The organism is Radicibacter daui (assembly GCA_030657355.1).
In the GTDB taxonomy this organism is placed as follows: Bacteria; Pseudomonadota; Alphaproteobacteria; order Radicibacterales; family Radicibacteraceae; genus Radicibacter; species Radicibacter daui.
Window position 1 is genome coordinate 3,331,099 of the sequence record CP131056.1, and the last position, 18,010, is coordinate 3,349,108.

The window sequence follows — 18,010 nt, forward strand, 5'->3', positions numbered from 1 at the left end:
CGACGATTGCAAGTTCATGACGCACCTGCGGCAGAAGAAAAACCTCGCGGCAGCGAAGCCGGAAGGCTGGACCCACAGGGGCCCCTCTTCAGGCGGCGCGGAAAATCAGCGACGTGTTGATGCCGCCAAAAGCGAAGTTGTTCGACATCCAGTGTTCTGCATCCACCTCACGAACCGAGCCGGCGATATAATCCAGTTCCGCACAGGCTGGATCGACCGCCTCGAGATTGGCGATCGGGATAACCATCTTCTCCCGGATCATCTCAATACCAAGCCAGGCTTCAATGGCGCCGCAGGCACCCAGGCTGTGTCCGAAATGGCCCTTCAGCGTATGAAGTGGCACTGCCCGCCCGAACACATCGCGCGTTGCATGGCTCTCGGCGACATCCCCGTGATCCGTTGCCGTGCCATGGCCGTTGACGAGTGCGATGTCATCGGCAGCAAGCCCGGCAGACGCCAGGGCCTGCTGCAGGGCGATCCGGATCGTGCCAGGCACGGGCTGGGTTACATGCGCGCCGTCGGAGTTGGAGGCAAACCCCACAATCTCCGCCAAAATGGTCGCACCGCGCGCCCTTGCATGTTCATATTCTTCAAGGATGAGCGTCGCCGCTCCCTCGCCGATCACAAGGCCGTCCCGGTTGCGGTCGAAAGGCCGCGGCGTCAGCTCCGGGTCATGATTGCGCACACTGGTGGCAAAAAGCGTATCAAACACCGCCACCATGGTCGGGCACAGCTCCTCTGCCCCGCCGGCAATCATCACATCCTGAAGGCCGAACCTGATGGCCTCATAGGCATAGCCGATACCCATGCTGCCGGAAGTGCAGGCCGTGGAAGTCGGGATGATGCGGCCGGAAATGCCATAGAGCAGGCCGATATTCACCGCTGCCGTATGGCTCATCATCTGGATATAGCTGGTTGCGGTAATGGTGTTGGAATTGCCGGTTTCCATCAGTCTGGCAAAGCCCACCACCGGCGCCGTGCTGCCGAAGGACGAGCCATAGGCAATACCCACCCGCCCGCCGCGCAGCAGGGCCTTTTCCTCCAGCAAGCCGGCCTCGCCGAGTGCCGCAGCCGTGGCGCTTGCCGCCATTTCGGCGACACGGCCCATTCCCCTTGCCTGCTTGCGGGTAAAGCGGGTGCCGGTTTCAAAGCTGCTTACCGGGGCGGCCAGCCGGGTGCGGAGGTCATACCGCCCTTCCCAGTCTTCCATCCGGCGAATACCGGTCTGCCCGGCCAGCATCTTTTCCTTGATGCCCGCCCAGTCATCCCCGAGCGCGGTGATGCCGGCCATGCCGGTTACGACGACACGCCGGTTCATAACATTCCCCCGTTCACGCTTATGACCTGCCGGGTGATGTAACCCGCCTCGTCCCCGCATAGGAAAGCGACAGCCGCAGCCACCTCGTCTGCCGTGCCGTAGCGCCGCATCGGAATGAGCGCTTCCAGATGTTCTGCCGGAAGCCCCTCGGTCATCTGTGTCTCGATGACGCCGGGAGCCACGGCATTGACTGTTATCTTCCGCTTGGCCAGTTCCAGCGCCAGCGCCTTGACCGCACCGATGATGCCGGCCTTGGACGCGGAGTAGTTGACCTGACCGCGATTTCCCGCGAGCCCGGCAATGGAGGTGAGCGCCACAATACGCCCTCCCTTGCGGGCCTGGATCATCGGCATCACCAGCGGCCGGGCAACATTGTAAAAGCCGTCAAGATTGGTACCGAGCACGGCATCCCAGTCCTCCCCCTCTAGGGCGGGAAACGGCGCATCACGGGCAATACCGGCATTCATCACCAGCCCGTAGGGCGCGCCATGGCTTGCCATGAAGGCTTCCAGCGCATCAGCGGTTGCCTGGCGGTCTGCCACATCGAACTGGAGGCGCAAGGCGGCCTGCCCGCAGGCTTCCACATCCCGCGCGACGGCGCCGGCGCCTTCCGCATCGGAATTATAGTGGATTGCAATGTCGAAGCCGTCCCGCGCCAGCCGGCGGGCAACGGCGGCGCCAATGCCCTTGCTGGCGCCCGTCACGAGAATGAGTCTAGCCAATTTCTTCGTTTTTCTGTGAAAAGTCCCGGAGATCATCCGGCTGATATACGTTGACCCTGGCGCTTACTACCAAACGCCCCTCGTTATGGACAGTCCCGTCAAAGACGGCCATCTGCCCGTCTTCAAAGATGCCTTCGACTGCCACATCAAGCTGCGAGCCCGGTACAAACCACGGCTCCAGAACCGACATGCGGCGTGTCCCGAGAAGGAAACCGACGCGGGGCTCTACCTTCTGCTGCGCCAGATGCTGGCGATACCCCGCGATGGCCGCGATGGTCTGGGCGATATATTCAATCCCCACATGGGACGGCACCCCCCGGCCCGGCCGGTAAAACAGGCTGGCCGCCGTGACCTGCACCTTCACCGTCATGCTGTTGGCGCTGGCCGCAGCAATCCGGTCAATCAGCAGCATGGGCGGCGCATGCGGCACCAGCGCCGCGACGGGCGGGAAGCCTGCGAGTTCGCTCATGCCGCACCGGCCCCGCGGGCCAGAATCACAGCCGCGTTGCTGCCACCAAAAGCAAACGAACTGCTCATCATGGCTATCCTGCCTTTCGGCACGAGGCGGGCGCCTGTCACCAGCGCCAGTTCCGGCAGGGCCGGATCGGCGGCGCCATCCCAGACATGGCGGGGCAGCGACATGCCCGGTACAGCCAGCAGCAGCCAGAGGATAGCCGCCTCGATGGCGCCGGCAGCCCCCAGCGTATGGCCCGTAAGGGGTTTGGTGGAACTGGCGGCGACGTGGTGGCCCAGCACCTCGACAACGGCGCGGGCTTCCATCTCGTCATTGAGCGGCGTTGCCGTGCCATGAAGGTTAAGATAGCTGATCTCGTCCGGGGTCAGGCCCGCTTCGGCCAGCGCCATGCGCATGGCGGCAATTGCGCCCTTGCCTTCCGGGTGCGGCGCGCTGGGGTGATGGGCATCGGAAGACTCCCCGACGCCAAGCAGGGCAACCGGCGCCTCTTCCCGCCCCATCAGGAAAAGGGCGGCGCCTTCGCCGATATTGATGCCATCGCGATTGGTACTCATGGGATTGCACAATGTCGCCGAGACCGAGCTCAACGCATCGAACCCGGCAACGGTAAAGCGGCAAAGCCCGTCAACGCCTCCCACCAGCACTGCGTCGCAAAGCCCCATACGCACAAGCCGGCGCCCGGCCGCCAGAACCTTGGCACTGGAGGAACAGGCGGTGGAAATGGTGTAGGCGGGCCCGGCCACGCCCAGCGCATCGCGCAGAAACTCCGCCGGCCCGCTCAACTCCTGCCGGCGATAGACAAAACCATCCGGAAGCCGCCCGTCCTGCAAATAATGGGCATAGGCCGCGGTGCCCTCCTCTATTCCGGAGGTGCTTGTTCCCAAAACGACGCCAATGCGCCCGGCGCCATACCGGCCAAGGGCAGCTTCTATCTCGGGCCGGATTTGCCGGGCTGCAGCCCATAAAAGCCGGTTCGTGCGGGTATCATGGGCGTCCATGCCGGCAGGCAAGGCCTCCAGCGTGCCTGGCACCTCGCCAACCACTACCTCGCGCTCCGGCAGATAGCCCGGCCGGGCCGCCATGCTGGAAGGTCGCAGCCCCTGCAACGCGGCAACGGTCTCGTCCTTGCCAATGCCGAGGGCGGAGACAATGCCCAGCGCCTGCAGATACAGCGCAGCTTCCTGCATGGCCTACTCCCCAAGCTTTCGGGATTGGATGGTCAGGCTGTAACCAAGATCAAGATTCGCAAGGCTGGCGGCGCCTTGCCATTGGTCCGGCTGCGGCCGGTTTATCTCGACAAGGGGTTTGCCGGTCTGGCGATCCAGAATGGCACGCCCCCCTTCAAGCTCAAGCAGTTCGGCTGTCTGCGGCAAGGCCTGCTTCAGCACGTCCTGCGGCCAGTAGACCAGGAGCACATCCGCCAGCGCGCGGCGGGGATCGACCTGTCGGGGCAGCCAGTCCGCAGCGTTCACCTCCAGTGACGAGGCAGTCCAGTGTGCGTCGATTGCCCGTCGTCCGAGGCCATCCAGCATGACGATATGCACATCGCCGGGCTTCATAGCCAGCCGGGCGGCAAACTCGTTGGTGCTGCCATCAGGGGCGGTCGCGACAATCTGCTGCTCGACATCAACAGTGCCGGCACTTGCCGGCCACGGCTCGCGCGGCAGCTCAAGGGCAAGGCCCGGCTGAAGCTCGATCCGTGTAGATACAGCCGTAGTGGCAGCGGGAACCGCAGTGGTTCCGCTTGCGGAAGGGTGGGAGGCAGCGCAGCCGCTCATCAGCAGCGCGGCAAGGATCAGGCAGGCGTAGTGGCGCATAACTCGTACAACATGTTGAGATAACGATCAGTCTGGGCGACCAGCTTGTTTTCACGGTTCCACGCATATCCGGCCAGAATTGAGACGATCATGCGCTTGAGCGGGGAATCTTCTTCGGGCTGGTTGAAAATGATGTCCTGCAAGCGGCCGTCATACCAGGCGCTGACATAGGAGCGGAACGTATCGACCCCCTGACCGAGCGGGCCCGCATAGGCCGCCTCCCAGTCAACCACCTCCCCGCGGCAGCGGCTGATGATCGCCCTGGCGGCAAGTTCGGCGGAATAAAGCGCGATGGTAACGCCGGAAGAAAAGATGGGGTCGAGGAACCCTGCCGAATTGCCGAGCAGCACATAACCGTCACCATGAAGCTCGTGGGCCCTGCTGGCATATCCGGCAAGGCTTGAAAGCTCGCGCACCGGCCGGGCGCCGGAGAGCAGGCGCGCCAGATCGGTGGCGGCGACCAACCGCCCGAAGGCTTCCCCGACACTGCCTGCCCCGGCGGCATCTTCCTCCGGGAACACCACACCGACAGACGCGCTGTTGTCTGAAAACGGGATCAGCCAGTACCAGATGTCCTGCCGGTCCGGATGAACGGTGATCAGTATCCTTTCCCGGTCAAAATCCGGCAGCCCCGGCTGCAGGGCAAAATGGCCGAAAATCGCCCGTCGCGGCATCAGCCTGCTGGCATCCGGCATATCCAGGAGGCGCGGCAGCACACGGCCAAAGCCGCTGGCATCCACGACAAAGCGGGATGAAAGCTGCCCGGCTCGTCCGGCTTCATCCACAAAGGAAAGGTGGCAGTCCCCCTCCCTCAGCCGGGCCGCCTCGACCTTGTGCCCGAAGCGCACCCTGGCGCCGGCCTTGGCGGCCTCTTCGGCCAGCAGGGCATCGAAGCGGGCGCGCTGCACCTGAAAGGTCGTTCCCCAGCCGGCACTCTCGAAATTCTCGCGAAAATCAATGGACCGCCGCATCTCGGCCCGCTGGAAAACCGCCCCGGTCTTGAACTGGAAGCCCGCCTTGCTGACCGCCTCAAGCAGGCCGCAGCGCTCAAGGATATTCATGCTGTTGGGCAGCAGGCTCTCGCCAATCATGAAGCGCGGAAAATGCTGGGCCTCCAGCACGGTGACGCAAAGACCTGCATCTGTCAGGAACTTGGCGGCTACGCTGCCGGCCGGCCCCGCGCCAATAATCGCCACATCACAATCATGCATTCTTCAACCCTCGCCGCCACGGGCAGTGTCACGGGCCATCAGCGGTGCCAGCAGCCAGGCCGCCACCAGACCAAGGGCGATCACACTGCCGATATCACTGACAAGCGGGACCGAGCTGGTGGCCAGCAAACCGAAACCGAAAAGGCTGCTTAAAAGGCAAAGGAAGACGGCAAGGCTGGTTCCGTGCCCTTCGGTCACCCCCCGGCTCTCGGCAATAAAAAGCACGTAATCGGCCCCCACTCCGAACACCAGAACGAGTGCCATCGTCGTAAAGAGATTGCTCGGCACACCCAGCAGGAGACTGCCCAGAAGCGCGGCCAGAACCGCCCCGCAAGGCGCCGCACAGACACAAAGCCCGGTAAACCAGCCATACCGCCAGGTCGCAATGGCAAGAGCGGCAAGAGCGGTCAGCGCCAGGGCGAAACCGGCCTTGTGCCGGTAATCCCCCAACTGGCGGGAGATCATCTCGACCGGATCAATCAGACGGGCATAGTCCGCCTGCCGGACCACCGCCTCCACCCGCGCCACATCGCTTACTCCCCGCAACTGCACCAGATCGCTGCCGTCGTCATAAGCAAGGGCAGCCAGTTCCGGCAGGGCGGCACGCACAGCTCCGTCAAAAGCAAGTCCCGCACTCGCCGGCCCGTTGACCGGCACGGGCAGGTTCTGCGCCAGCTTGTCGCCATAGGGCCCATAGAGGGCCTGCAAGGCCAGCGCCCGGTCCTGCTGCTGGCGCCTGAGCGAAGGGATAAAGTCGGCAGGGCTCAACAGCCCTTGAAGCGCCCCCTCTACGATCAGCGGCGCAAGCTTTGCCCGCAGTTCTTCTTCACGTTCAAGGCGCTGTTCGGCACTGGCTCCGCTTACCCGGATCACAAAGGGCCGGGCGCCAAGGGAGAGCACATTCGAGATGGTTGCCGCTTCATCGCGCAGGTCCGGGTCAACGCGCCCGAGCCGCCTTATGTCGTCGTCGCCCCGCACCAGCATCACGGCCAGCGCTGCCGCGGCAATCATGACCAGCAATGCCGCTATTCGGGCGCGCCGGCCAAGGCGCAGGCGCTCATAAAAGCGCTCGACTGCCGCAAGCGCAGGAGCCGCCAGCCAGAAGGGGCGCACAGGCCGCTGCGGCAGCACCGGGCCGACGAAAAAAACCGTCAGGAACGCCGCGATCAGCCCCGTGGCAGAAAAGACGGCGATCTGGAAAAGCAGCACGGCCGGAGTGATTGCCAGCGCGGCAAATCCCGCGACCGACGTGACGAGCCCAAGCAAAAGCCCCGGCAGGATACGCCGCAACCTTGCCTGCCCATCCCCGCCCGGCAAGGGCACCGTTGCCAGATGCAGCGCATAGTCAACGGCCATGCCGATCAGGCTGGTGCCGAAAACAAGCGCGATCACATGCACCGAGCTGAAGCAGAACAGTACGGATGCAAATCCGGCCAGCACGCCGCTGCCAACCGTCAAGAGGCCCAGCAGCAGTGGGACCCAGGAGCGGAAAACCAGCAGGAACATGGCAACAATAGCAAGGCTCGCCCAAAGGCCGATGCGCTGCACATCCAGCCGCGCCGAGACCTGCTGTGCCTGCGAGAAGAACACCTGGCCGGTGCGCCGGAGCGAAACACCGTCCGGCAGATCCAGCCCGGCCAATATCTGCGAAACACCGCTCACCCACTGTCCGGCAGCAAGGCCGGTTCCGTCCCTGAGGGCAACATAGACCGGCGCGTGGAACAGCCCGTCCTTTTCAACGATGCCCGAGCCGCCGCCCGCCTTTTCAGCCAGTTCCAGCAGGAAGGGTGGCAGCAGGAAGAAGGGATCAGCTGCCAGAGAACGGGCACTGACCGGCATTTCGGGAGAAAAAAGAGTCTGCAAGGCACGCTGGTAAAGCGCCTCGCCCTTGCCCTGCATCAGCGCCTGCCGGTCCTTTTCCGCCAGTAACCCGGGCTCATACAGGCCATAGAGCGCCATGAGCTTGCCCAGACGCTCCTGCTGGTTTGCAGGCGAGGTGACCCCTGCCGTCCCCGGCAGCGCAAGCAGCTTTTGCGCAAGATCGCCCGCTGCTGTGGTTACAACCCCACGATCCTTGCCGGAGAGCAGGAAGATTGCACGCCCTGCATCCTGCGCAACGATATGGCGCGCCGCCTCTACATCATCCGCCCCGCCTGATTGCGGGCTCGCCTCCGCCCCGACAAGGGAGAGAAAATCACCGCTGAAACTGCCGGTGCCGGTCTCCAGCCGCCAGACGGTTGCAGCCAGCACCGCCAGCAGGAGCGCACACCACAGGAAAGCCCGCACCCGTCAGTTGCTCCCCTTGCCGAGGAACTGCGCGGCCTCATCCGGCAGCGGCAAGGCGGCGACGGACTGGTTTTCAAGGGCAATCAGGTCAAAGTCACCACCGGGGCGCCCCACCTTTACCTGAGAGACAAACTGCCCTCCTTCGGCCTCAAGCTGGCTGACCGCGGCTGCCACCGGATTGCCGCTTGCCGGTGTCAGCACGGCGCTCCAGCGCCCGCCCTCCTGCTGCCGGGTGCTGATAGCAAAGCCGTCTTTAAGGGCCGCGATATCGCCGGCAAGCATGTCGGCAATCAGCCGGGCGATGGCCGCAAACTGGTCTCCGCTCGCGACATGAGAGCGGGCGCCGCCGGCATCAAGCCGGTCAATGCCGGACGGGGTCAGGATGGTCGTTCCGGCAAAAGGCTCCTGCGTCTGCCAGAGGAGGCCGGAAGCAGGCGCGACAACAAAATGCCCGCGTGAGGTCAGCGGCTTTTCAAAGCCTGCCAGATGGCGCTCCATCACGAAGTCACCCTGCAGATATTGATCTGCCCCCAGCCGGGGGCCGCCGGGCTGCGGGCTTTCAGCATGGGCCGCGTTCACACCGGCCACGACAATCAGCATCAGCAGAAGAAGACAGGCCAGATTACGCACCGAATGCCTCCACCAGAGTGATGAAGCAGTCCGGCGAGCGGAACTGCATTTCCCCGCTAACCTTCTCCACAGCAACCTGGATGGTGCTGGCCTTTGTCATCTTCTCGCCGGTGGCGGCATCCCGGATCAGATAATCCACGCACAGCCGGTTTTCGTATTCCTTGAGTGTCGTCTGGATATCCAGCACCTGACCGAACCGGCCGGGCCGGATATACTTCACCTTCATGTCGACGATCGGCCAGAAATAACCGGACTGGTCCATCTCCGGATAATTATAGCCAATCATCCCGAGAAGATCGGACCGCGCCGCCTCCATGAAGGCGATGTAGTTGCCGTGCCAGACCACCCCCATCGGGTCCAGATGGTTGAACTGCACCTTGATTGCTGTTCTGGCCGTTATCATTTCGCCAATGACCCTTCTTGCGGCGCCGCTTCAGGCCCGGCCGGTTGCTGATCAGGGCGGGCAGCCCAGAAGTCATAGAAATTGAACCACTGGCCCGGCGCGCGCAGAACCAGCCTTTCCAGCCAGCGCGCATAGTGCGCCGCGTTGGCAGCGATTGCCGCAGACCGCCTGGCCCGGGGCAGGATGATCCTGTCCGCCAGCTTGTCGCATGCCAGCCGGTATCCCTGATCTTCACGCCAGGCGGCGGCCATATAGACCGGCTTTTGCAAAAGATGGGCGAGGATATAGGGCCCTTGCGGGAATTCTGCCGCTTCGCCCAGAAAGGGTACGCTCACGCCGCGCCCCTCGCCGGAAGGGGGCAGCCGGTCGGCGGCGATAACCACCCATTCACCGCGCGCCACTTTCTCGCTGAGCGCCATGGCAGTGCCCGGCCCCATATCCTCGATCTCGATCAGGTCGACCTGTGAGCGGGCGGAGGCTTGCTGAAGAATGCGCGCAAACTTTGCCGCGTTTTTCTGGTGCAGCAGGACATTGACGCGGAAGTCCCGCTCCATGCTGGCAATCGCCCGGATCACCTCGATGTTCCCGAAATGGGAGACGAAGAGGATGATGGCCTCATCCTTCGGCAGGAAGGAAAAGAGACTGTCAGCCCCTGCCGGCAGGCGCACATCATCTGTCGTTATCTGGCCGCTCCAGGCCGCAATCTTGTCGAGGAGCGCACCGCCGAATTGCAAAAAATGCCCGAAGCTGCCGGGCACCAGCACACCGGCCGGGGTACCCACGCGCCGGACCCGGGCCAGGAACGCGCGGGAGGCATCCCGCGCCGTCCTGCCGCTGGCATAGAAATAGAAGATTACCGGCAGCATGGCCCAGGAGCACAGACGCCGCCCGAAAAGCGCGTGGACTGCGAACAGGAAACGAAGGCCCAAATACCCGCCCCGCTCCCCAAGGTTTGCCCAGTTCTGGCGCTCCGCCCCCCCTGCCGCTGACGGGCCGACAGCCGGACCGCGCGCCCAGCGCGCGCCCCGCGCCAGATAACCCGGCAGCCGCCGCACCATCCCGAAGAAAAGGCGCGTATGCATCCAGCTGATACGCACATTGTCCGCCAGCCCGCGGAAATTCGAGAGATTGCCGGCAGGGTATGTCACGCCGACAGGCAACTGCCGGACCGGAACGCCGCGCCAGAACAGCCGGACCATGATCTCGGTATCAAAATCCATACGCCGGCCAACCGGCTCCTCGCGCCATACGGCGAGGCTGGCTTCCACGGGATAGACCCGAAACCCGCACATGCTGTCGCGAATGACGAAGGAGAGTGTCTCCACCCATACCCAGAAATGCGTGATCCAACGCCCCAGCTTTCGCCCCAGCGGGATCGAGCGGTCATATTGCGGCACACCGGTTACCAGCGCCTGCGGCGCCTCCCGCGACAGGCGCATCATCTCGTCCAGCCGGGCCAGATCATGCTGCCCGTCGGCGTCGATCTGCGCGGCGTGGCTGAAGCCGGCGCGCGAGGCAAGCTCCAGCCCCTTGATGACGGCAGCGCCCTTGCCGGCATTGACCGGCAGCCGCTCGACATGAACTCCCCCGGCAGGATCGTTCAGTGCGGCAATGTGGATGGCTGCCTCCGCCCGCGAGCCATCATCGATGACGTACAGGGTAAGCCCGGCATCCCGCAGCCGCCGGACAATCTCCGGCAGGGCCTTGTAATGATTGCAGGTCGGAATGACTGCGCAGATTTTCATGGGGACCGGGCATCCCATTTCAGTACGCCGCTGGCGTGCTCCTCGCCGGCCACAAGATAGCGAAAGGCGATCCTCGGGCGCTGCGGGTCCTGCTCAAGCACCAGGTCCACCTCGGCTCCCGGCACCAGCGGACGGCGGAACTTGAGCGGCCCGACCTCAGAGAGATCGGCCGGCATTTCAAACAGGGTACGGGCAAGTTCTACGGCCCAGTCGAGCTGAACCACACCGGGCAGCAGCGCGAATTCGGCAAAATGCCCTTTGAAATAGAGCAGTTTTTCGTCAAGGCGCAGCCGCACCCGATAACACCGCTCGCTTTCCCTGATTTCCTCCAGCACGGGGATGCCCGCAGCCTCCGCCTCACCGGGCTCGAAAAGCGAGGCCAGCAGGTGATAGGGGCGCTTGCCCTGGCTGTCCGCCGGCATTTCTTCCACGAAGCGCCAGTGCTGCGGCAGAGCCGCAGCTTCTTCATACCGGGCGAGCTCGGCCCTCAGCAGGCGGCCAAACCGGAAAGTGCCCAGATCGGCAAGGCGCTCCGCGCCGGCTGCTGACGGCACAATTACCGCCGCCAGACGGGCTGCCCCGCTCCCGTCACCGGGAAACACAACGGCATCGCTCACCAACTCGTTTTGCAGCAACCGCCGCTCGACCGCGGAAATGGAAACGCGCCTGCCGGCTATCTTAACCACCCTGTCCGCCCGCCCCTTGAGTTCAAAGCGCCCGATCTGCGGCGCCATGACCGCAAGATCCTGGGTTTCAAACCAGCTCTGCCCAGCGACATAGACGGCCTTGACGGTCAGGCAACCGGCAGCGTTGCCGGCAACCTCCACCCCCGGCAACGCCGACCAGAGCAGTCCACCGGTCCCGGCAGCATCCTGCTGCTTCCAGGCAAGAGCCCCGGTTTCGGTGCTGCCATAGATTTCCGTGGGGAAAAAGCCAAGGCAACGCGCGGCCTCGTTTGCCGTTTCCGGCTCAAGGGGGCCGCCTGCGCTGAAAACCACGCCGGGCCCGGCGCCGGGCGCGGGCGCTGCGTGCAGGGAGCGCAGATGAGCCGGCGTGGCAATGAGGATATCCGCCGGAGCAAGGTCGGCGGCAACAGCCTCCCAGCGCTCGACCTGTTCAGCCTTGAAGGGCCGCCCGGCGATGACCGGCCATAACAGCCTGAAGACGAGGCCGTAGAGATGCTGGTGCGAAACGAAGCCGTATGTGCAGCCGGCAGCGTCCATCCCCGCGCCCCAGTGGCGCTCAAGCTCCGCCACCTCGCTCTCCAGCTGGGCGAGGGTCTTGGGAACCTCCTTCACCGCTCCGGTAGAGCCGGAGGTGAAAAACACCAGCCTGCATTCCTCCGGCGCCGGCAGCGGGACGGACGCGGTGTCGGCGTCACCGAGAGCCAGATAACCGGCAATTGCCGCATCATCCATCAGCTGGTCAAAGCTCTGCGCGATTTCAGCCAGATAACCGGGCCGGTCATTGGCAGGCAGCACCACTGTGCCGCCACTGCGCCAGATCGCTACCAGCGCCACAAGGAAAAGCCGGGCCGACCGGCAGCTGAGCGCGATACGCCGGGCACCCATGTGAGGCGCGAGCCGGTCGATCTGGCTGGAGATATCTGCGGCTGAAACACGGCGTCCGGCTTCAAGACACACGGTGCGAGACCGGTGTTCCGGCGCCAGCAGGGCATCAAACAGGCCGCTCACGAGGCCTGCCTTTCATGGCGGCGCCGGCAATAACGGCGCACGGGCCATTCGCCCACAAAAAGCGCGCCCACCAGCAGATAGGAAACAAGCCCGGTATAAAGCGCCCAGTATTCTGTCGGCCAGGCAAGCCCCGCCCAGGTACAAAGGCCCGCATTCAGGATAAAGAACACCACCCAGACCAGCGTCAGCCGCCGGGTGTACTGCACGCCATAGGCATCAAGATCGGGCTCGCGCAGCCGCGCCAGCCGCTCGATCAGGGACGGCGGAAAGACCAGCGTCGTGCCGAACACGGCGGCAAACACCAGATTGACCAGAACCGGATAAAGCCGGACCGCATCCAGCTGCCCCAACTGGTGAAAACCGGCCAGCGCCGCCGCGACACCAAGCGCAAGCACACCGGCAAGCCGCCGCCCCGAGGCAAAAAACAGCCCCGCTCGCAGCACGATCACCACCAGCAGCACAGCCAGCGACCAGCCGGCCGAGGCCATGCGTTCGGTGAAATAGACACTGAACGGATAACAGACCGTCACGACGATCAGGAGAGCGTCAAGCGCTCTCCTAGCTGCCGAGGAGGGCATGGATCTTGCCGACAACATCATCAACCGTCCGGACCGACTTGAACTCGGCCGGCGATATCTTCTTGCCGGTCAATTCCTGAAAACGAACCATCAGATCGACAGCGTCGATGCTGTCCAGCTCAAGATCCTCGAACAGCAGGGCATCGGGCTTTACGCGCTCTGCCGGCACATCAAACAGCTCGACCAGAAGCTCCTGCAGCTTCTGGTAAACATCCTCACGGCTACGCATTGGAAACGGCCTCCCTAGCCACCAGAAAAGCCGCGAGATCCCTGACCGAGGCGAAATGCGCCTTCACATCATCTTTCTTGGGATCGATCCGGACCTTGTATTTTTTCTGCAGCTCGACGCCCAGCTCAAGCGCATCGATTGAATCCAGCCCCAGCCCCTCGCCAAACAACGGCTCACTGCTGTCGATATCCTCGGGCTTCACATCTTCGAGATTAAGCGTCTCGATGATGAAGAGTTTCAGCTCATTTTCCAGCGACGTCATGCTGATAACCTGTCCATGAAATAATTATTTATAACGCCCGTCAGGGCACGGGCCCGCAGCGGCCTTGGCTGCTCGTTATCGTTTTCTCCCCCGAAAACCAGTGGCGTCCCGACCTCCAGAACGTAGTCGATACGCGACGCGGGTACGTCATACCATTTTGATCCTTTTTTCAGGGTGTCGTGGTTACACCGCACCACTACCGGGATCAATGGGGCGCCGGCCTCAATCGCAATATTGGCAGCGCCGCGTTGCAACGGCCCCAGCACCTGCCGCGGCGCGGTACGGGTGCCTTCCGGAAAGATCACGATGCTGGCGCCGGAGCGTAGCTGGCGTGCCGCCTCGTGGATCACATTCTCCGCATCCTCGCCGTTGCGGATATAGCCGGTCGCCCGCACCACCCCGCCCAGAAACGGGTTTCGCAGCAGGCTCTGCTTCACCACGCACTGGCAACGCTTCATCATGGCAAGAATGATCACGACATCCAGCAGGGTCGGGTGGTTGGCAATGATCACAGCCCCCGACGCCGCGCTCAGCCGTTCCGCACCCCTCACCTCAACGCTCGCCACGTCCATCCAGCGCAAGAGCAGGACGAACCCGCCAAAACTCCGGCACACCAGCCCCTGCGCCGCTGCCTGCCGTCGCTCCGGATTGCGGATGGCCAGCAACAGCAGCGGAAAAACCGTCGTCGCCAGCAAAAAGCCGCCAACGCCAAAGACGGTAAAAGAAGCCGCCGTCGCCAGTACCCGGCGCCATTTCGCAAGGCTTCTATACATTGCGCACCAGCCTCCATCCGGCGTTACGGCCTATCAACCCCGCCGACATCTGCCCGGCATCGAGTGCAAAGTCACAAAAGAGCCGGGCGTGCTGCCTGCAGCGATCGCCAACACCATCCCCCGGAACATAGCTGGCCGTGAAGCTCCCTTGCTCCAGCCCGGCATTTTCCAGCACCGTTGCAATAGCAACCGGTGCGGCATCCGGGTCGTCATGGGCGGCATATATCTCCGGCAACGGCAGATCGATATAGACCAGAACCACTGGCTGTGACGGGGCTTCGGCAAGCTGGCAGAAAGCCTCTGTCAGCGCGCAAACCACCGTATCCTCACCGGCTGCAATTGCGGTGTGGCTGGCAGTTATCCGCCAGTTGATGGAGGCAATGCCGGCGATAGCGTTGTGCACGGCCATGCTGAAATCAGCGGGCGACGCCGTGCCGTCGCTGGCAACCTGCTCGATCAGCCTGACGGTGCGCTCCATATCGCCGTGGCGCGAGGCGAACACGACGCGCGGATTTTCCAGTGTCTCCAGCGCATGGGTGAGCGTCTGGATCGATATCCGGCCAAATGGATTGAGCCGCCGCCGCCACATCGGCTGGACAGCCGTTGCCAGCGAGCCTGCCTCGCCGGCCGGCAGGCGCGCACCTTCCGGTTCGCTGATCTCGACCAGCGAGCCATCAAGTGCGCCCCAGAACCGGGTCCGGCGAAAACGGAGACTGAAAGCGGTCATCACAGAGAACGGTCAGGAGGCAGAAGCAACCTTCACCGAGACCCCGGAAAGGATGTCATGCTGAAGATTATTGACCCAGCGATTATAGTTCCGGTGAATTTCGGTACCGTCATAAAGGAGATTGACGCTGTCCACATAGCGGATCGAGAATTTCTTGAGATCGAAATCCACCTCGACCTTGGCTTCTACATCCCGCGGCGAATAGGTCAGCACCAGCTTGCCCGGAGCCGTCTCAGACACGATCCAGTCACGGCCGGCAGCCACCTGCACGATCACGCTCTTGATGTCGGCCATGCTCAGCTTTTCCGTACCTGCCGGAAATTCCGCATCGCTCACCTGATAGATCGGCGCCCGGCACGAAACCAGAAGGCACATGAAAAGGGCTGCTACAGCAAACCGGAAAACACGCATTGAAAACTCCCCCTTGCATATCAACGCATTCGTTTATGCATTTTATCGTCGGGATGGAACAGAAATCCCGACAGCACGACCATAAAGCTCAATCTGTTTCAGCAAGCTGACAAAATGCCGACAGAAAACAGCCTGGATACGATCCATGACAGCACCCCATTTTGGCGCTGGTGCTGGCTCGACGGGCAAGGCCACCATGAACGACCGGACCGCAGCCGCACCTCGCAAAGGGCGCAGGAGCTTCTCCTATCTCTGGCACGCGACACGTTGCCAGAGTGCGATATCTCCTTTCAAAAGGACAAGGGTGGACGCCCTTGGATAACAGCGAATGGCAAGCTGTACCACGCCAGCATCAGCCACAGCCGCCGGCTCATTGCCGTTGCCCTTAACCCTGCGGGGCCGGTGGGCATCGATGTCGAGTTTCGTGACCCTGGAAGGCGCATCGCTTCCCTCACGCGCTGGCTGACAGAGCAGGGTTATGAAGTGCCGGAGGGTGATTTTTACCGGGGCTGGTGTCGTTACGAGGCCAGCTTAAAGGCACTGGGCAAAACCCTGCCATCCCCCATGGCTCTGACCGTTAGCCGCTGTGGAGATTGGCCCGAATATGAAGGGGCACTGGCGTGGGGAAATGCGCCCCTGATGGCGCCAGAATAAAAGAACCCTTCCGGACGGGACCGGAAGGGTTCTTGTACTAACGGTTCTGAAACGCCCCTTCGGGAGATCAGGTATCGAGGAAGCTGCGCAGCTTGCGGCTGCGGCTCGGGTGCTTGAGCTTGCGCAGGGCCTTGGCTTCGATCTGGCGGATACGCTCGCGCGTCACCGAGAACTGCTGGCCAACTTCTTCCAGCGTGTGGTCGGTGTTCATGCCGATGCCGAAGCGCATGCGCAGCACACGCTCCTCGCGCGGGGTCAGGCTGGCGAGCACGCGGGTGCAGGTTTCGCGCAGGTTGGCCTGGATCGCGGCGTCGATCGGCTGGATGGCGTTCTTGTCCTCGATGAAATCGCCGAGGTGGCTGTCTTCCTCATCGCCAATCGGCGTTTCGAGGGAGATCGGCTCCTTGGCGATCTTGAGGACCTTGCGCACCTTCTCCAGCGGCATCATCAGACGTTCCGCCAGCTCTTCCGGGGTCGGCTCGCGGCCGATCTCGTGCAGCATCTGGCGGCTGGTGCGCACCAGCTTGTTGATCGTCTCGATCATGTGCACCGGGATACGGATGGTACGGGCCTGGTCCGCGATGGAGCGGGTGATGGCCTGACGGATCCACCAGGTGGCGTAGGTCGAGAACTTGTAGCCGCGGCGGTACTCGAACTTGTCGACCGCCTTCATGAGGCCGATGTTGCCTTCCTGGATGAGGTCCAGGAACTGCAGGCCGCGGTTGGTGTACTTCTTGGCGATGGAGATGACGAGGCGAAGGTTCGCCTCCACCATTTCCTTCTTGGCACGGCTGGCTTCCTTCTCGCCCTTCTGCACCGTCTGCACGATGCGGCGGAACTCACCCACCGGCAGGCGCACGGCCTCGCTCACTTCCTGGATGCGGCCGCGGATGGCGTTCACTTCATCCACGCGCAGGGCGAACTTCTGCCATGCCTTGGAGGTGGACTTGCCCACACGCTCCAGCCAGCCGGGATCAAGCTCGTGGCCATAATACTGGCCAAGGAAATCCTCGCGCTTGATGCGGCAGTCGAGCGCCACGCGCAGCAGGCGGCCTTCCAGCGCCAGCAGCGACTTGTTCTGGCCGTAGAGTTCCTCGACCAGCTGCTCGATGCGGTTGTTGTTGAGCCGCACCGTCTCCATCAGCTCGACCAGCTCCTGCTTGAGCTTGTCATAGCGCTTGTCGGACTGGGCGGTCGGCGCCTCGCCGCTGGTGAAAGCCTCCATGCGGCTTTCCTGCAGCTTGCGCAGCTTGTCGTAGGTGTCGGAAATCTTCTCGAAGGTCTCGATGACCTGCGGCTTCAGCGCCTCTTCCATGGCGGAGAGGGACATGCCGTTGTCCTCGCCCTCGCCGGCGGGGCCTTCACCGTCACTGCCCTCGCCGCCTTCAGCGGAGCCTTCGCCTTCGCTCTCGTTTTCCTCGTCGGACTCGGCACGCTCTTCCATGTCCGGGCCGTCTTCGCCCACTTCGCCGTCGGCGCCATCCGGGCCGGCGCCATAGGTGGCGTCGAGGTCGATGATGTCGCGCAGCAGAATTTTGCCTTCGCGCAGCGCGTCATGCCACTCGATGATGGCCTTGAGGGTCAGCGGGCTTTCGCAAATGCCGCCGATCATCATCTCGCGGCCGGCCTCGATGCGCTTGGCGATCGCGATCTCGCCTTCGCGCGACAGCAGCTCGACCGACCCCATCTCGCGCAGATACATGCGCACCGGGTCATCGGTACGGCCGATATCTTCATCGTCGATGTTGCCAGTGGCGCCCCGGGCTTCGCTCTCGCCATCCTCTTCGGTGGCGGCGCCTTCCTCGGCCTCGTCATTATCGACGACGTTGATGCCCATCTCGCTGAGGAGGGCCATCACGTCCTCGATCTGCTCGGAGGACATCTTTTCCGGGGGCAGGGTGGCGTTCAGCTCATCATAGGTGATGTAGCCGCGCTCCTTGCCCTTGGCGATCATCTTCTTGACGGCCTGCTGGGTGATATCCAGCATCGGGCCCTCGGCAGCCTCCTCGCGCGGCTCCTGGGCTTCGGCTGTCTGCGCTTTGCTAGCCATTCGCTACTCTCTCCACGGGCGGGCG

Annotated in this window: 19 protein-coding genes; 1 reads left to right on the plus strand and 18 read right to left on the minus strand. The window is 63.2% G+C overall.

Features of this window, described 5'->3' with window-relative positions:
• Positions 1-88 precede the first annotated feature (88 nt).
• Genes QTL98_RS15615 through QTL98_RS15695 form a run of 17 tightly spaced genes read right to left on the minus strand, consistent with a single transcriptional unit; the run spans position 89 to position 15,281 of the window.
• Complete coding sequence (locus QTL98_RS15615) at positions 89-1,318, minus strand: beta-ketoacyl-ACP synthase (protein WP_445679392.1); 1,230 nt, start codon at positions 1,316-1,318, stop codon at positions 89-91.
• On the minus strand, positions 1,315-2,040 hold the full coding sequence (gene fabG / locus QTL98_RS15620; RefSeq protein WP_445679393.1) for a 3-oxoacyl-ACP reductase FabG: 726 nt from the start codon (positions 2,038-2,040) through the stop codon (positions 1,315-1,317). Before fabG ends, QTL98_RS15615 begins: the two co-directional genes overlap by 4 nt.
• A complete protein-coding gene (locus QTL98_RS15625; RefSeq protein WP_445679394.1) occupies positions 2,033-2,509 on the minus strand; it encodes a hotdog family protein in 477 nt (158 codons plus the stop codon). Before QTL98_RS15625 ends, fabG begins: the two co-directional genes overlap by 8 nt.
• Positions 2,506-3,702 (minus strand): beta-ketoacyl-[acyl-carrier-protein] synthase family protein, encoded by a 1,197-nt coding sequence (locus QTL98_RS15630; protein ID WP_445679395.1) that lies wholly within the window; start codon positions 3,700-3,702, stop codon positions 2,506-2,508. Before QTL98_RS15630 ends, QTL98_RS15625 begins: the two co-directional genes overlap by 4 nt.
• 3 nt (positions 3,703-3,705) lie before the next feature.
• A complete protein-coding gene (locus tag QTL98_RS15635; protein WP_445679396.1) occupies positions 3,706-4,332 on the minus strand; it encodes a DUF3261 domain-containing protein in 627 nt (208 codons plus the stop codon).
• Positions 4,311-5,543 (minus strand): NAD(P)/FAD-dependent oxidoreductase, encoded by a 1,233-nt coding sequence (locus QTL98_RS15640; RefSeq protein WP_445679397.1) that lies wholly within the window; start codon positions 5,541-5,543, stop codon positions 4,311-4,313. The genes QTL98_RS15635 and QTL98_RS15640 overlap by 22 nt, the downstream gene beginning before the upstream one ends.
• A gap of 3 nt (positions 5,544-5,546) precedes the next feature.
• Positions 5,547-7,829, minus strand: a complete 2,283-nt coding sequence (locus tag QTL98_RS15645; RefSeq protein ID WP_445679398.1) for an MMPL family transporter — start codon at positions 7,827-7,829, stop codon at positions 5,547-5,549.
• A 3-nt stretch (positions 7,830-7,832) separates the two neighbouring features.
• Positions 7,833-8,459 (minus strand): LolA family protein, encoded by a 627-nt coding sequence (locus QTL98_RS15650; protein ID WP_445679399.1) that lies wholly within the window; start codon positions 8,457-8,459, stop codon positions 7,833-7,835.
• Positions 8,452-8,862, minus strand: coding sequence for an acyl-CoA thioesterase (locus QTL98_RS15655; RefSeq protein ID WP_445679400.1), 411 nt, complete (start codon positions 8,860-8,862; stop codon positions 8,452-8,454). The genes QTL98_RS15650 and QTL98_RS15655 overlap by 8 nt, the downstream gene beginning before the upstream one ends.
• A complete protein-coding gene (locus QTL98_RS15660; RefSeq protein WP_445679401.1) occupies positions 8,859-10,607 on the minus strand; it encodes a glycosyltransferase family 2 protein in 1,749 nt (582 codons plus the stop codon). The genes QTL98_RS15655 and QTL98_RS15660 overlap by 4 nt, the downstream gene beginning before the upstream one ends.
• Entirely contained in the window at positions 10,604-12,301 is a 1,698-nt protein-coding gene (locus QTL98_RS15665) for an ApeI family dehydratase (protein ID WP_445679402.1), read from the minus strand. The genes QTL98_RS15660 and QTL98_RS15665 overlap by 4 nt, the downstream gene beginning before the upstream one ends.
• Positions 12,298-12,879 (minus strand): COG4648 family protein, encoded by a 582-nt coding sequence (locus QTL98_RS15670; RefSeq protein ID WP_445679403.1) that lies wholly within the window; start codon positions 12,877-12,879, stop codon positions 12,298-12,300. Before QTL98_RS15670 ends, QTL98_RS15665 begins: the two co-directional genes overlap by 4 nt.
• Positions 12,860-13,108 (minus strand): acyl carrier protein, encoded by a 249-nt coding sequence (locus QTL98_RS15675; RefSeq protein WP_445679404.1) that lies wholly within the window; start codon positions 13,106-13,108, stop codon positions 12,860-12,862. The genes QTL98_RS15670 and QTL98_RS15675 overlap by 20 nt, the downstream gene beginning before the upstream one ends.
• Positions 13,101-13,370 carry a phosphopantetheine-binding protein gene (locus QTL98_RS15680; RefSeq protein ID WP_445679405.1) on the minus strand — a complete coding sequence of 90 codons (270 nt, stop codon included), beginning with the start codon at positions 13,368-13,370 and terminating at the stop codon, positions 13,101-13,103. The genes QTL98_RS15675 and QTL98_RS15680 overlap by 8 nt, the downstream gene beginning before the upstream one ends.
• Positions 13,367-14,143, minus strand: a complete 777-nt coding sequence (locus QTL98_RS15685) for a lysophospholipid acyltransferase family protein (protein ID WP_445679406.1) — start codon at positions 14,141-14,143, stop codon at positions 13,367-13,369. The genes QTL98_RS15680 and QTL98_RS15685 overlap by 4 nt, the downstream gene beginning before the upstream one ends.
• The gene (locus QTL98_RS15690) at positions 14,136-14,870 is read right to left on the minus strand and encodes a beta-ketoacyl synthase chain length factor (RefSeq protein ID WP_445679407.1); all 735 of its coding nucleotides are present in this window, start codon (positions 14,868-14,870) and stop codon (positions 14,136-14,138) included. Before QTL98_RS15690 ends, QTL98_RS15685 begins: the two co-directional genes overlap by 8 nt.
• Before the next feature lie 12 nt (positions 14,871-14,882).
• Positions 14,883-15,281 carry a hypothetical protein gene (locus tag QTL98_RS15695; RefSeq protein WP_445679408.1) on the minus strand — a complete coding sequence of 133 codons (399 nt, stop codon included), beginning with the start codon at positions 15,279-15,281 and terminating at the stop codon, positions 14,883-14,885.
• A gap of 114 nt (positions 15,282-15,395) precedes the next feature.
• Here QTL98_RS15695 and QTL98_RS15700 point away from each other — a divergent pair, with 114 nt between their 5' ends.
• The gene (locus tag QTL98_RS15700) at positions 15,396-15,935 is read left to right on the plus strand and encodes a 4'-phosphopantetheinyl transferase family protein (protein WP_445679409.1); all 540 of its coding nucleotides are present in this window, start codon (positions 15,396-15,398) and stop codon (positions 15,933-15,935) included.
• Between the two features lie 67 nt (positions 15,936-16,002).
• Here the strand turns inward: QTL98_RS15700 and rpoD are convergent, their stop codons facing one another.
• The gene (rpoD, locus tag QTL98_RS15705) at positions 16,003-17,985 is read right to left on the minus strand and encodes an RNA polymerase sigma factor RpoD (RefSeq protein WP_445679410.1); all 1,983 of its coding nucleotides are present in this window, start codon (positions 17,983-17,985) and stop codon (positions 16,003-16,005) included.
• Positions 17,986-18,010: the final 25 nt, after the last annotated feature.